General features: G+C 29.9%; 12 protein-coding genes. 4 read left to right on the top strand and 8 right to left on the bottom strand.

The features are described from left to right. The first annotated feature begins 8 nt into the window (after positions 1-8). Positions 9-1229, top strand: coding sequence for a cation:proton antiporter (locus C1715_RS05890; RefSeq protein ID WP_102399659.1), 1221 nt, complete (start codon positions 9-11; stop codon positions 1227-1229). A 193-nt stretch (positions 1230-1422) separates the two neighbouring features. Here the strand turns inward: C1715_RS05890 and C1715_RS05885 are convergent, their stop codons facing one another. Further along, on the bottom strand, positions 1423-3420 hold the full coding sequence (locus tag C1715_RS05885) for a methyl-accepting chemotaxis protein (RefSeq protein ID WP_102399658.1): 1998 nt from the start codon (positions 3418-3420) through the stop codon (positions 1423-1425). 137 nt (positions 3421-3557) lie between these two features. Here C1715_RS05885 and C1715_RS05880 point away from each other — a divergent pair, with 137 nt between their 5' ends. The 3 genes from C1715_RS05880 to C1715_RS05870 are packed head-to-tail and all read left to right on the top strand — an operon-like array spanning position 3558 to position 7302. Then, positions 3558-5045: a spore germination protein gene (locus C1715_RS05880; protein WP_102399657.1), complete on the top strand. Its 1488-nt coding sequence runs from the start codon at positions 3558-3560 to the stop codon at positions 5043-5045. Then, positions 5038-6144 carry a GerAB/ArcD/ProY family transporter gene (locus tag C1715_RS05875; RefSeq protein WP_102399656.1) on the top strand — a complete coding sequence of 369 codons (1107 nt, stop codon included), beginning with the start codon at positions 5038-5040 and terminating at the stop codon, positions 6142-6144. Before C1715_RS05880 ends, C1715_RS05875 begins: the two co-directional genes overlap by 8 nt. A gap of 21 nt (positions 6145-6165) precedes the next feature. Then, complete coding sequence (locus C1715_RS05870; protein WP_102399655.1) at positions 6166-7302, top strand: Ger(x)C family spore germination protein; 1137 nt, start codon at positions 6166-6168, stop codon at positions 7300-7302. Positions 7303-7497: 195 nt separating this feature from the next. Here the strand turns inward: C1715_RS05870 and argF are convergent, their stop codons facing one another. The 7 genes from argF to C1715_RS05835 all read right to left on the bottom strand — a co-directional run bounded on the left by argF (position 7498) and on the right by C1715_RS05835 (position 15674). After that, positions 7498-8490, bottom strand: coding sequence for an ornithine carbamoyltransferase (gene argF / locus C1715_RS05865; protein WP_102399654.1), 993 nt, complete (start codon positions 8488-8490; stop codon positions 7498-7500). A gap of 223 nt (positions 8491-8713) precedes the next feature. Continuing rightward, positions 8714-9919 (bottom strand): arginine deiminase, encoded by a 1206-nt coding sequence (gene arcA / locus C1715_RS05860; protein ID WP_102399653.1) that lies wholly within the window; start codon positions 9917-9919, stop codon positions 8714-8716. A gap of 43 nt (positions 9920-9962) precedes the next feature. Then, entirely contained in the window at positions 9963-10907 is a 945-nt protein-coding gene (gene arcC, locus C1715_RS05855) for a carbamate kinase (RefSeq protein ID WP_102399652.1), read from the bottom strand. A 1046-nt stretch (positions 10908-11953) separates the two neighbouring features. Next, positions 11954-12103: a YvrJ family protein gene (locus tag C1715_RS05850; RefSeq protein WP_102399651.1), complete on the bottom strand. Its 150-nt coding sequence runs from the start codon at positions 12101-12103 to the stop codon at positions 11954-11956. 313 nt (positions 12104-12416) lie between these two features. Continuing rightward, complete coding sequence (locus C1715_RS05845; protein WP_423240824.1) at positions 12417-13007, bottom strand: DUF1836 domain-containing protein; 591 nt, start codon at positions 13005-13007, stop codon at positions 12417-12419. A gap of 609 nt (positions 13008-13616) precedes the next feature. After that, a complete protein-coding gene (fsa, locus tag C1715_RS05840) occupies positions 13617-14261 on the bottom strand; it encodes a fructose-6-phosphate aldolase (protein WP_102399649.1) in 645 nt (214 codons plus the stop codon). Between the two features lie 24 nt (positions 14262-14285). Continuing rightward, on the bottom strand, positions 14286-15674 hold the full coding sequence (locus C1715_RS05835; RefSeq protein ID WP_102399648.1) for a tRNA nucleotidyltransferase/poly(A) polymerase-related protein: 1389 nt from the start codon (positions 15672-15674) through the stop codon (positions 14286-14288). Between the last annotated feature and the right edge of the window lie 534 nt (positions 15675-16208).

Genomic DNA, 16208 nt, shown 5'->3' with positions numbered 1-16208 from the left:
GATGCAAAATGCACTCTTTATATTATGTTGGGATTATACTTATTTCAGGATTAATAATGGGAAAAGTTATATCCTACTTAAAGCTTCCTAAGGTAACTGGTTATCTTATAGCTGGCCTTATAATAGGTCCTTCTATTTTAAACCTAGTTCCCTCCACTGCCGCTGCTAAACTCTCTGTAATTTCTGAAGCAGCTTTAGGATTTATTGCATATAGTATTGGAAGCTCTTTTAATTTTGATAATTTAAAACAATTAGGTAGCGGAATTATAATAATAACCCTATTTGAATCTTTAACTGCTGTTATACTTGTAGATTTTGTAATGATTGTAATTTTAAAACAACCAGTACCCTTTAGTATAATGCTAGGAGCTATAGCTGCAGCTACAGCTCCCGCAGCCACTATAATGGTTATAAAACAATATAGAGCCAAAGGCCCTCTAGTTAATACGCTACTTCCTGTTGTCGCTATAGATGATGCTGTTGGAATTATGGCTTTTGGAATTTCTATGACCATAGCAAAATCATTAATGGACACTTCACAAACCTTTAATGTTAAAACTCTTTTATTACCTATTAAAGAAATACTTTTAGCATTTATAATAGGTATTGCTATTGGATTTGTTTTATCATTTATTTCAAAATATGCAGAAGGAGAAGATCAGCTTCTTACCATAAGCTTAGCAACTGTTTTTATAACTGTTGGAATAGCTATAAAATTGAACATATCTCCACTTTTAACCTGTATGGCTATAGGTGGTACTGTAAGTAATATAGCTCCTAACAGCACCCGTGTTTTATCTATTGTGGATAAATTTACTCCACCTGTTTTTGTTGCCTTTTTTACTATAGCAGGAATAGAACTTAATTTGACCATACTTAAGCATGTAGGCTTCTTAGGAATTGCATATATATTATTTAGAGTTGTAGGTAAAGTTCTAGGAGCATACATAGGTGCTAAACTAGCTAAATCCCCACCTGTTGTTCAAAAATATTTAGGTCTTACTTTAATTCCACAGGCAGGAGTAGCTATCGGACTAGCTATGGTAGCAGAAACCGCTGTACCAAAGTTTGGCGCAGCCATAAGGACAATAATACTCTCAGCTACAGTTATTTATGAACTTATAGGACCTTTACTTACAAAAATAGCACTATTCAGTGCAGGGGAAGCTCACGTGGAAAAAAACAGGAACTTAAAAGTAAAAAATCAAGAAATTCAACTAAAACATTAATAATATGAAAATGACAATAGAACAATTTAAGTATTTAAATATAAAACAATAGAGCAAAATAAAGAGGTTATTGATATTTTATCTTTATCAATAACCTCTTTAATATCTTCTTTTATATTATACACAAACTGGTATAATTATTACTTCTTACTTTTTACCTCTTACCTCTTACTTCTTACTTCTTACCTCTTAACTAAACCTTAAACCTCTCCACAGCTCCTTGAAGCCTCTTAGATAGATTTTCTAAATCCTCTACTACCACTTCTATTTGTTGAAGTCCTGAAGCTTGCTCTTCTGTGGATGCACTAACCTCTTCTGTTGTAGCGGCTGTTTCCTCAGATAGAGCTGATATGTCTTGTATATTTTGTACTACACTTTCCTTATGTTCTGATATAATGCTTAGGGAATTGTCTACTTCCATTATAGCATCTTGAAGCACTTCTATTTGCTTCATAATATCCTTGAATGTAACTGAAGTAGCCTCTACATTTTCCCCTGTTTTGTTGTTTACTTCCAATGTTCTATTTATTTTTTCCATAACAAGTTCCATACTTTTATATACTTCATTTATAACTTTTTCAATACTAGCTGCTTCATTAGAAGACTGTTCTGCTAATTTTCTAACTTCCTCTGCTACTACTGCAAAGCCTCTTCCAGCTTCTCCTGCCCTTGCCGCTTCAATAGACGCATTGAGCGCAAGAAGATTTGTTTGTTCTGTAATTTCTTGAATAGTTCCTGTTATATTTTTTATTTCCTTAGATTTTTCTCCCAAATCTTTCATTTCTACTGCCAATTCCTCATTAGCTCTAGTATTATCATTAAATACTTCTTTTAAATCACTTACTACTTCCATACCCTTTTGAGTAGCATTTCCAACTCCTTGAAGTGCCATTATCATATTTTGCTCACCAGCTACAGAGTTGTTGATTTCTTTTTCTAGTTCTGTAATTAAGTTTACACTTTCCTCTAATTTTGAGGACTGATGTGTTGCCCCAGCGGCTATTTCTTGAACCGCTGAAGATATTTCCTCTCCTACTGAACTAGATTCCTTAATAGAAACCGCTAAAGTTTCTAAAGATTTATGCATTTCCTTATAACCATCTTGTATATTTCTAACTATATCTAATATATTATCTTTCATTTTATTAGCATAATTATTTATACTATTTAACTCTGCTATAGAAGTATTTCCATCCAGCTCTATAGACAAATTCCCATTTCCTACTTCATCTAAATAGGTTTCTACTCTTTTTATAGGTTTGTATATCTTTTTTGCAAATAGCGATATAAGTACTATAGCAATAACTACACTTACTACGGTTATCAATAAAGAATTTACTATAACAGTCATTAGTTCTGTAGTCATTTCAGATTTTGGTAATATGCAAATAGTACTACCTTTAGTGTTTGCATTAGTAAGTTTATATATAAAATACTCATTTCCATATATTTTCTTATAAAAACTAGATTTACTTTCTTGTAATATATCTTTAAGCCATGAAAGCTGTTCTTTACCTTTACCCACAAGCTTACTATCTTTATGAGATATTATTTTGCCACTTTTATCTACAAACATAGCATAGCCTTTTTTACCTATCTTTATATTAGAAATTTCTTTAGTTAATAATTTTATATCTACATCTAAACCTAATACACCTACTACTCCTGAACTACTATCCTTTACTGCTTTAGAATAAGTTATAGTATAGGATCCTTTATTACCATTATCTTCATAAGGTTCAGACACTACTACTTCTCCATCTGCTTCAACTGCATTTTTATACCACTGCATTTCAGTAGGGTCATATCCCTCTGGCAACTGAACATTAGTTGCAGTTATCATATTTTTATTTGGAGTACACATGTACACTTGTGAAACCTCATCATTAGCTTCTTTATAGTATAAAAGTGATTTTGTAATTTTGTCCTGCAACTTAGAGTCTTTACCAATATTTATAAATTCTTCTCTCTTAGAAAACATGTCTAGTATTTCCCTATTTTGCTCATCCATACCTTCCAATGCCTTCTTTACTACTTGTGAATATCCTGACATCTCTTCCTTAAACTTGTTTACATTACTCTTTTTCAATTGTACATAACTAAGCATACTTATACCAAGAATAGGAATTAACAAAACAATTATAAATATTCCCATTAACTTGGATTTTATCCCCCTACGTTTTTTCGACATATTGATCCTCCCCCAAAATTATATTTTTATAACTAATTCTATACTATAGTCCTATTTTCGTCGAAATTACTGTTTTCTTAACAGTTACTGCGTATATTGCAATTTTTTTGAAAATACTATATATTAGGTGATATAAAATGATAAAAAATAATTTACAAAATAACATAGACTATATAATAGATCAATTAGGTTCTAAAAGCACTGCTATTGTTAGAACTTTTAATATAGGCAAAGGCCCTACTCCCATAAATGCAGCCTTAATATACATAAATGCTTTAGTTAGCAAAGATCTTTTAGATAGAGATGTGTTAAATCCTTTAATGCTTAAAATAGACGAGGATCTATATTCAAAAAAAGATTTATCCAGTTATATCTGTGAAAACTATATACCTGTATGCAATACCTTATTAGAAAATGACTTAAATAACGTGGTTACTGAAATTAAGACTGGCAAAACCGCTTTACTAATAAATAACTCAACTAAATATATTTTACTAGATACCACCGCCGGTAATCATCGTTCTATATCTGATCCTGTAAACGAATCTTCTATTAGAGGTTCAAGGGAAGGTTTTATTGAAAATATAGAAACGAACATAAGCATTCTTAGAAGAAAAATAGGTGACAAAAATTTATGTATAGAGAACTTTAAAGTAGGAAGAAGATCTCAAACCGCTCTTGCACTTATTTATATACAGGATATTGTTGATGATCAGGTACTAAATGAAATAAAAATGAGACTTAATTCTATAGATGTAGATTCCGTAACAGATACTGGAATGATAGAACAATACATTGAAGATAGTCCTCTTTCACCTTTTCCACAGGTGTTTACAACAGAAAGACCTGACATAGTTAAAAGTAACTTAATGGAAGGGCAAGTAGCTATGATATTAAATGGTACCCCTCAAGCTCTCACTCTTCCAGGTATATTTGTAGGATTTTTACAAGCTGTTGAAGATTATAATCAAAGGACAATAGTTTCTTCCTTTGTTAGAATTCTGCGCTTTATAGCTATATTCACTGTTATAACTCTTCCTTCACTATACTTATCTCTTATACAGTATAATGTAGAATTAATACCTATAAAGTTTGTAACACCCATTGTACAATCCAGAAAAGGTATTGCATTACCTCCTTTCATGGAGATACTTTCTATGGAAATAATAATTGAATTTTTAAGAGAGGGTGGTCTCAGACTACCACCAAGAATAGCACAAACCCTTAGTATTGTAGGAGGTATAATCATAGGAAATACTGCAGTAGAATCTAAAATAGTAAGCCCTACTACTCTTCTTATAATAGGAGTTTCCGTAGTATCCTCTTTTCTAATACCTAACTACGAGATGTCTTTAAGTTTAAGGTTTATAAGATTTCCTATGCTTTTTATTACTAATGCATTAGGCTTTTTAGGTATTGCTGTAGGATGGTTTTTCTTAGTAGTCCACCTTTCTGCTTTAAAAAGTTTCACTGTACCATATTTTGAACTAAAATTAGGAGATTTAAAGGATGTATTCATAAGAGCCCCTTTGTGGCAGATGAATAAAAGACCAGAATCCATACCTATTAAAGACATAATAAGACAAATGGACTTTAGAAAATTCTGGAGGAAGAATAATGAATAAAAAAAACACTATACCAGAAGATGAACTTTTGACTCCTAATCAAATTACATTCTTGATAGTTGGTATTGCCATAAGGGTAGCATTCATTAGATTCCCCAATGCACTAGTTAAACATGCCTATCAAGACGCTTGGATATCTGCTCTAATAGGGGTTCTTTATCCTTTGTATATACTCTTAATAAGTAATTATATAATTAAAAAGTATCCTAATAAAAATATTCTTGAAATAAATAGAGATTTTTTCGGCCATATACTTGGTAATATTTTAAATATACTATTTATGCTTCCATTGAGCTTTTACATATTTTCTGTAATTTCAGATTATATGAGAGTTAATCTTACTTACATAGTGGCTTTTTTAACTCAAAAAAAAGTGCTAAATATATCCCTTTTAGTAGTTGCTTATACTGCTTATAAAGGTCTTAAACCATTAAGTAAAGTAAATGAATATGTTGGGTATATGATTTTAGGAATGATTTTACTTTCTGGAGCTGCCTTAAAATATGGGAATATAGGAAATTTAATGCCTGTGTTTCAGGCACCCATTAAAGACATACTTAATGGTTCTGTAGATAGCCTTTATTTCTTTACTGCCTTTGAATCCTTACTTTTATATCATGATAGAGCTAAAGATAAATCTTCTATTAAAAAAGCTTCCTTTAAAGGCTTATTTATAAGTACTATAGTTTGGCTATGGTGCCTTTTTATAACCATATATTACTTAGGAGTAGACATAATCCCTAAGAGCACTTGGTCTTTTATAATGGTTTTTGAAAGCATACATTTACCTATCATAAATAACTTTAGATATGTCTTCATGTTTGTATGGACATTAATATGTCTAAGAGTAATTAGTAATTTTTATTACTTTACCAGTTTTGTAATTGGTGATGTTATTAAAAAAGATAGAAAAAAAGTATGTATAGCTATGTACATACCTGTATTTTTTATATGCAATAAATTAGGTGATAGTGCTATAAGAGAAAAACTTATAGATTTTCTCTCTCCTATTTTCGTAATTTTCAATGTCTGTTTTCTTACTATATTAGCTCTTATAATTTATTTTAAATCAAAAAAAACAAGTAACCAAAATGATTAGAGTGAAAGGCTTGATTATATTATGAAAAATAGTAATGCTAAAGTTAAATTAATAAAATTATCTTTTATATTTATATTATGTATAGGTATATACATATATTTTCGTTCTAACATAAGTTACTTGCCTGTAGAAGATTTATATATTCCTTCTGCCATAGGTGTAGATATAACTAAGTTTTCTCAAAATAATATAGAATATCAAGCTGGAATTTCTGCCTATCTTTTTTCTCAAGATGGAACTGGTAAGAGTACAGTTCAGATAGGCAAAGCTGCTACATTGCCTCAAACTCGCCAAAGTAGGCAACTACATTCTGACCATAAATTTATATTAGGGCTTGAAAAAGTAGATATTTTTTCTGAAGATTTTGCTAAATATGGCATAAATCCATTTATAAATGGAACCTTCCAAAATTCTAATATTAACGACACCTCTAATACCTGTGTATTTGATGGAAAAATAGAGGAACTTTTAAATATTAACCTAGAATCTTATCCTAGCGTAGGAGATTTTTTAGAAGGACTTTTAAAGCGTTCTACAGACTATAACTTTTTCTCTGATAACTATAAGCTTATGGATATATACGTAAGATTGGATGCTGAGGGTAGAACTGTAGTACTACCCTACATTACCCTTAAGGAAAAAGAACCTCGAATTATAGGCATGGCTTTATTTAATAAAGATAAAATGGTCAAAACCTTAAATATACAGGATACTAGAATCATGAATCTTTTAAGAGAAAACAATGTACGCGGCATGTTTTCATTAAAATATAGTCCTAAAGAATATATCGATTATTATCCTACTAGCAAAAGAAAAGTTAAATGTACCAAAGTAGGGGATAAATATAAATTTTTAATAGAACTAGATTTAATGGGTGACATAGTTTCTAATACTCTTATACCAGACATATCTCACAATGAGGAGATGAGAAATAAATTTCAAGATGCTATGAGTAAATATGTAGAAGCTTCCTGTAACAAATTTATAGAAAAAATGCAAAAAGACTATAAAATTGATTGTTTAGAGCTTGGCAGAATAGCTGCCTCTAAATATGGACGTCGTAGTGGAGTAGATTGGAACAAAGTTATTTCTGAACAATCGAATATAGATGTAAAAGTAAAAGTAAAAATAAATTCTACAGGAAGAGGAGCTTATTAGTTTACTAGTGTACTAGTAGCTAGAAGCTTTGTGACCAAAAGTTATGGTCCGAGGGTATCGAGGCTCTATGGCAAAAGTTAGAAGACTAGGTATTAAATATCAAAAAGGAGCTATAAACCTTAAAGGTTTATAGCTCCTTTTTTAGTGGCGATTATTTTTGTGATAATAATTATTATACTAGTATCAACTACTCTATTATTTTCCTAATGTTGCAACCATAACAGATTTAATTGTATGCATTCTGTTTTCTGCTTCATCAAATACTACAGAGTTTTTACTTCTGAATACTTCATCAGTTACTTCTCTTATATCTAAACCAGTCTTCTCTTTAGCTTCTGTTGCTACATTTGTTTCGAAATCATGGAATGATGGTAAGCAGTGCATGAATAAAGTTTCTGGGTTGCCAGTTTTCTCAAACATTTCTTCTGTAACTTTATATGGAGTTAATAATTTAACTCTGTTAGCTAATTGGTCTTCTTCTCCCATAGATGCCCATATATCAGTGTAGATTACATCTGCGTCTTTAACAGCTTCATCTATGTTGTCTGTAACTTCTATTTTTGCTCCTGATTCCTTAGCAAATGCTTCTGCTTCTGCCATTACCTTTGGATCTGGATTTAATTCCTTTGGGCCAAGAGCTACGAAATGCATTCCCATTTTAGCTGCACCATACATTAAAGCATAACTCATATTATTTCTTATATCCCCAACGAAAACAAATTTAACTTTGTTAAGAGGTTTATTAATATGTTCTTCTATAGTTAAAAGGTCAGCAAGTACTTGTGTTGGGTGATCTATGTCAGTAAGACCATTCCATACAGGAACTCCTGAATGTTTAGCTAGAGCATCAACTGTCTCTTGCTTAAATCCTCTAAATTCTATTCCATCATAAAATCTTCCAAGAACTTTTGCAGTATCTTCTATAGATTCTTTTTTACCCATTTGAGAGTTTGTAAGGAATGTTACATGAGCGCCTTCATCTAAAGCAGCAACTTCAAAAGCACATCTAGTTCTTGTAGAAGTTTTTTCAAATAAAAGAACTATATTCTTTCCTTCTAATGAATTACCTTTTATTCCTAATCTCTTTTTATCCTTTAAATTATGAGATAAGTCTAATAAATATCTTATTTCTTGTGGTGTGAAGTCCTTTAATGTTAAAAAATGTCTTCCCTTTAAATTTATACCCATTGTTATTCCTCCTCTATTTTATCTTTAGGCTTTTGTTTACATAGCCTTGATAATTTTATCATATTATTATAGCAAATTCCATGCATATGAAATTCGACAAATAAACACAAATGCCTGTATTTAAAAGGACATTATACATTTTACTATGCACTAATGAAGCTAATATTTCCTTTAATAAGTTACCAGCTAATCAATTTTAAAAACTGCCTATTCTAACTATATACTATAAATCTTCTCTATATATAGGCATAGACATACATCTTGGGCCTCCTCTTCCTCTAGACAATTCCGAAGATGCCATTGAAAGCACTGTTACATTGTATTTATCTAATATTTCATTTGTAATATAATTTCTTTCATAAGTAACAACCTTACCTGGTGCTATAGCTAAGGTATTTGATCCATCGTTCCACTGTTCTCTTCCAGAGATAATTCTATCTCCTCCTCCACAGCGAATTAAAGTTATATCTTTATTTAAATATTTAGAAAGTATTTTTTCTAAAGATCCTTCTTCATCCTTAGTTATAAGCTCCCTATTCTTTTTATCGAAAGTTACAGCTGTAACCTTTAAGCTTCCTTCTATACCTGGATGAACTGTAAATTTATCATGATCTATCATAGTAAATACAGTATCTAAATGCATGAACGCTCTTATCTTAGGAATATCAAATATAAGCACAGTATTGAAGGATTCGCCTGCTTCAAATATGTTTTTAGCCATAGTTAATACAGCTTCCCTGTCTGTTCTCTCACTGTGTCCAACAGCCAAAACTTCACTAGATAATACTAATTCGTCTCCACCCTCTATATTATATTGATGACTTCTGTCATACCATAAAGGTACGTTAGAATTCTTAAATTCAGGATGATGTTTAAAAATATATTTACCAAATATAGTTTCTCTTCTTCTAGTTTTTGTTCTCATAGAATTTAAAGTTATACCTTTTCCAATAGAAGCAAATGGATCCCTAGTAAAGTATAGGTTTGGCATTGGGTCCATTAAAAATGGATATTCATTAAAATCTTCTTTATATCCAATTTCCTTTTTTCTAACTCCTGCCATTATCTTATCCACCATAGCTTTTGTTGGCAATGCTTTCAAGAATTCCTTAAGTTTTTCTGCCTGCTCCCTATCTTCTATACCGCATTCTTCTATAACTTCATTTAAAAACAATTCTTTAACTTCTTTGCATTCTACCGCTTCTGCTGCAAGTTTTTCAAGATATAAAACTTCTACACCATTGTTTTGAAGAATCTTTGCGAAATTATCATGCTCTTCTCTCGCTACCTTTAAAAAAGGTATATCATCAAATAAAAGCCTCTCTAAATAGTCTGGCGTCAAATTTTCTATTTCCTCACCAGGCCTATGCAGTATTACTGTCTTTAAATTGCCAATTTCGGAGTATACATGTATATGTCTACCACTCATTGTGAATATATCCCCCTTCCTATAAGGCCTATAACCCCATATACTATTTTAATATTTTAGTTCCACTTAATCCCTTTAAAGCTTCTTTTGCTTTTGATAAAGATGCTATTATAGCTGTTTTGCCATTTTTAAATTGCGCAAACTTCTTACAAGCTTCAACCTTTGGAAGCATACTTCCTGGCGCAAATTGTCCCTCATCTATGTATCTATCAACTTCCTCTAAAGTCATAACTTCAAGTGATTTTTGATCTGGTTTATTGAAGTTTACACACACCCTATCTACTGCCGTTAATATTAGTAGTACATCTGCTTCTAGTATTTCTGCAAGCTTTTCTGCCGCAAAATCTTTATCTATAACTGCTGCTACACCTTTTATAGAATTATCTTCCTCTATAACTGGTATTCCTCCACCGCCGCAAGATATTACCACTGCACCAGATTCTACTAAATTCTTTATCAAATCCTTTTCCACTACGTCTATTGGTTTTGGAGAGGCTACTACTCTTCTATATCCTCTACCAGCATCCTCTTTCATAATATATCCTTTTTCTTTTTGAAGCTTTTCTGCTTCTTCCTCAGTATAAAACGATCCTATAGGTTTTGTTGGATTCTTAAATCCCTTATCATTTTTATCAACCAAAACCTGAGTAACTACAGTTCCTACAGATTTCTTTATATTTCTCTTTCTTAATTCTTCTGAAATAGCATTTTGAAGGTGATATCCTATATATCCTTGTGAAAATGATCCACAAACATCAAATGGAAATAGAACATTAGAACTATCTGCTTTATATGCAGTCTCTGTACATGCAACTATTTGACCTACTTGCGGTCCATTACCATGAACTATAGATATTTGATGTCCTTCTTCTATTAAATCAACTATTGATTTAGCCGTTTCCTTACAAGTATTAAGCTGTGCTTCAGCAGTTTTATCTTTTGGATCTGATTGCAAAGCATTACCACCTAATGCTAAAACTATTTTCATATGTTGACCCCCCTATTATTAGAACTTAACATTAAAATAAACAAAGTTCCAAGTTTCAATCCACTCCCTCACTAAACTGAAACTTAGAAATTATTATCCCCCAGCCTACCTATATACTACTTTCATAGAATATTAACATAGTTAGCCATAGAATAACTCTGTGCAAAGTCATAGTACTATGAATTGAAAACCTTGTCAACTCTCTGAAATAGCCACTTCTTGTATAACTATTCTAATTTTCCAACTAAAAATTTACCTAAATTTAGCCTATTACTTAATTATTGTTTGAATTTTTAAAAATTTTATTCACATTATGCATAAATATAGCTCAAATTTGTATATAAAATTATTTTATTCCATATATTATTATTTTTAGAACCTATATTTATATTCCCTTTATTCATCTATTGTAAAGCTTGAAAATTATGAACGAGGTTGAGCTAATAGAAAATAATATCTCTATAAAAATAATTGTAAATATATGTAGTGTTTTTTTCTTATTATAGTTGACATACTAATAGTAAATGCATATAATAATATTAAAGATACCCTATAGGGGTATAGGAGGTGTTTATATATGAATTTAATTTTAGATAAAAAATCAAAAGAAATACTTTCTTCAGGTCTAACTAAAAATAATAAATCTGCTGTTAGACTAATGATAAAAGGCTTTGGATGAGGCGGCCCTAAACTCGGAATTGTTCTGGATGAACAAAGAGAAGGAGACGTAGAAACTACCGTAGATGGAATAAAATTTGTAGCAGATAGAGAAGAATCATTTCTTTTCGAAGATGCCAAATTAGTTTACCAATCTGGTATATTTGGTAACGGAGTAAAAATAGTTCCTTCAAATGTAAAAACTAGCACTTGTTAGCTAGTTGGCGGAAAAGCTCCGCTTTTCCGCCAACTAAACCCTTTAAATGAAGATTTTCCGTAGCATCGTGAAGGAAAATCCTCCTTCCCTAGCACACTAGCCCACTGGCACACTAGCACACTAATTATCTCGCCCACTAGCAAACTAGCACACTAATATCTACCAACCTAAACTAACCAATCGGTTTTTTGTTTATTACATTAGAAAGATTATTTATACTCTGAGTAAGATTTTCAAGCTTGCCTTCTATTCTTATTAAAAGATATAAGCTTATGGCTATAGGAAATCCTAAATTCCCTATTAGGTTAACTATAGACTCCACATATACCACTTCCTTTCAATATTATATATGGATTTTTACTATATACCTACCTATAATCTTGTCCATTTTTACATACTATCTATAATTTTATATATTTTCCCATACTACAATTATTGTAATTTGCAGGTAAGTAGTAGATAATAGGTAATAACTAATAGCTAAGAAGTAAGAGTTAAGGATAAAACTCAAGGAGTTTTTTATAATTAATTTATACGTAATAGTTGTGGTGAAAATTCACCATCCAACGTTAAAATAAAAGCTTCATGTTAAACGTGATGCTAACATAAAGCTTTTATTTTTCTATTATATTCTTTTATTCCTGATTCTCAGATTGTTCTTCTTTATATACATCAACTATTTTTTGTACTAATTTCTTAATAGCACTAGCTTGTGCTATTAGCGTCATTACTACTAAAAATACTAGTATTCTTTCTTCATCTGTATTTTTCAACTTTAATTCGCTTATTATTTCATTAAACTCTTCTTCTTTAAAATAATCTTTAGATAAAAAATCTGAAAAACTTTCTTCTTGGATTTTAGAGAATATTTTATATGCCCTTTCCCAAGATATTATATCGTCACTTCTGTCATTAATCTCATTAAAAGCCAGTCTAAAAACCTTACTTATCTCATCTGTTGTAAGTATTGGTCTCATATAACTTAAAAGTACTAATTGAGCTAGATGAAGTTTAGTGTATCCTCTTTTTTTGCCATCCTCTGGTTTAGATATAATTTCACTTTTAATATAATTTTGAACAATATTTTTTGTATATTTTTCATTTTCAAATCTATCATTCAAATAATCTATTACTTGTGACAAAAATAAATCATACTGTGGTAGGTCATCATACGGTACTATATTGTTTATGGATACATCCCTAGCTAATTCATTTATATCTTCGATAGAAAAAAACTTTTTTTCCTCCACTTAACAAAAACCCCCTCCTTCATGAATTTTGATATAAGTGGACGCTTAAACTTACCATATTAAATAGTATAATAGTCAATATTAAGCCATAAAAATTTCACTTATATAATATATTATAAGGTATTTATAACCTTATTACAAGTTATCAATTTTATTTTTCTATATAAAATTTAAAATAATATTAATATTTTCATATAAATTTATAATAAAGCTGTGTATAACTTATACTTATCCACATTTATCAACATTTAATCCACATCTTTTGTGGACAACTTATCTAAAATTGAAATTGCATGTTTAAATAACTTTACTGATTTTATCTGATAATTTGTACAAAAGTTATTCACATTATCCACAATTATTATGTGAATAAACTGTTGAATTTATGTGGATTGCTAATTTATTTTCTCTAATCATTCGCTTTTTTTAATATATTTATACTTTTAAAATAAACACAAGTAGACATAATCCACTAAAATTTTCTTATTTTTAGTTAAAATAATTTATAACTAAAAAAAGCCCACAAGTATTTAAAATTTAAACCTGTGGGCTTTTATCCTATAATTAAAGGTTTTAATATGTTACTTATTTTGTGCTTTTTTCATAGTCTTCTATAAACTTTTTAATACCTGCATCAGTTAATGGATGCTTAACCATTTGTATTATAACTTTATAAGGTATTGTAGCTATGTCACAGCCAGCTTTTGCACATTCAAGTACATGCATAGGAGTTCTTACACTAGCAGCTATTATTTCTGTTTCTATGCCATATATAGCAAATATCTCAGCTATATCTTCTATTATACTCATTCCACCATTACCTATATCATCAAGTCTTCCTATAAATGGACTTACAAAACTTGCTCCTGCTTTAGCTGCAAGTAGTGCTTGTTGAGCAGAGAAAATTAATGTTACATTTGTTCTTATGCTTTCCTTTGAAAGTCTACTTACTGCTTTTAGTCCCTCTTCACACATTGGTATTTTGATTACTATATTTTTATGAAGCTTAGAAAGTTCCTTTGCTTCCTTAACCATATTATCTGCATCAAGACTCATAACTTCAGCACTTATTGGTCCGTCTACGATAGAACAAATCTCTGAAATAACCTCTTTTAAGTCTCTTCCTTCTTTTGCTATAAGAGATGGGTTAGTTGTTGCTCCATCTATTATTCCAAGTTCACTAGCTTTTCTTATTTCTTCCACATTAGCTGTATCAATAAAAAATTTCATGCTGTATTCCTCCTTGTATCGTTTTCACATATTCTCATTTATTATACACCTTTTTGATAAAAAGTTCACTGCCTCTTCCTTACTTTCTATTAATTCTCTATAATTCATCTCTTCTACTAAAGACAACGCTTCTCCTATTTCTCTGTGCTTCAAATTAAATATTTTTTTAAGTTCATCACCATGGATTATTGGATTGCCTTTAACTGTAATATAAATTTCATATTCCTTCAAAAGTTTTTCCAAAAACTTTTTATAAACCTCCCATTCATTATAAGTATTGATAAAAATAGTAGTTGCATACATATCACAAAGGGAAGTCATTAATATATATGGAATCACATCTTCATATTTTCTAAAAAATTTATAAAAACTTTTTTTATAATCCTTTAAATTACTTTTGAATAATCCTAAAGGGTACATATGTCCTTCTACTAATTTAGTTATTATTCTTGTGCCCTCCTTTGGAAATTTCCAAAAATCACAGAATTCATTTATTATTTTTTCTCCAACTTTTTCATGATTTAAAAAACTGACCTTTCCGCCTTCTTCTCTATAGCAAAGATACTTACCTATATCGTGATTAAATACCCCAAAAGCTATATAGTCTTCTAAAGTAAAATCACCTACTCTTCTCTCTAATAACCTTAAATCTGCCCCTTCTAACTTTATCTGTCCCTTTATTAAATCTTTAAAAGCTTTATAAGCAGCATTCATATGGGTAAACGCATCTTCCACATGATATTTACATTTTCCTATGGTCTTATGCTCTTCTATATAGGGTATTAACGCCTTTAAAACGCCAAGGTTATCTAACATACTAAATGCCTCTCCAAATTCGTCACAGCTTATTATTTTCATAAATTCACTAAAAACTCTTTCTTTAGTACATTCCTTTAAATATGCACTTTCAAGTCTTACGGTTTTTTCTGTTTCCTCTGAAAAATGCATTCCACTTTTTATTATAATCCTAATTCCTCTGAGTATTCTTACCCTATCATTTAATATACTTTCTTTAGTTACCTCCTTTAACACTCTATTATCCAAATGTCTTCTTCCTTCAAAAGGATCTATTATAAAATTATTTTTTAAATTAAGTGCTATAGCATTTACAGTAAAGTCTCTTTTACTTAAATCTTCTTCTATGCTTTTACCCTTTAAGCTACTTATATCAACTATTTTTCCTTTTATTATAACTCTATATATACCTATTTCAGCTTTTAATGGATATATATCACTCCTATTTAATCCCATATACTCTATTATTTCTTTAATATTCCCTCCATAAACTATATCTATATCCGTTGGTTCCTTTTTAGAATTCATTAACTTATCTCTTATATATCCACCTACTATATATAAGTCCTTATTACTTTCCACTGCAAATTCTTTTAATTTTTTTATTATCTCCTTCATAAAACTAACCTAACCCTTCAAAATATTTGGTATTCACATCTATGGATGAAAAAACACTTCATATATTTATAATTTATTCTCAATTATAGTTAATATTATAACCTAATATATCTATAAATTAATTATAAAAATATTTCTTATTATTTACATTTAGTGTTCCATAAAAAAGCAATTAATTAACATTCACTTATAATAATACATTCTGATGCTTAATTCATAGGGATATTATATTTTTTCTGCAAAATTTATGAATATTTTTTTCATGTGTAGACAATAATTTAATAAATAGTATACTTTTATTAAGCTATTAGACAAGCCTTTCGACATATAGTATAATTAATCCAAATAATTACTTTTTTTATTCTATATTTTTTTCATAATATTTTTGTAAAATTTATTACTTTATAGTAACCAACTTAGCTTAATCCCTTGATAAGTCTAATTTCTTAACAAATAGTAAAAAATGTATAAACTTTAAAAAACATATTGACATTTGTATAAAATGGTAGTATATTAACTATAGATGGAAGTTAA

Source organism: Haloimpatiens massiliensis (assembly GCF_900184255.1).
Lineage (GTDB): Bacteria > Bacillota > Clostridia > Clostridiales > Clostridiaceae > Haloimpatiens > Haloimpatiens massiliensis.
The sequence above is the reverse complement of the archived record's forward strand: the minus strand, read 5'-3'. Positions and strand labels throughout refer to the sequence as shown.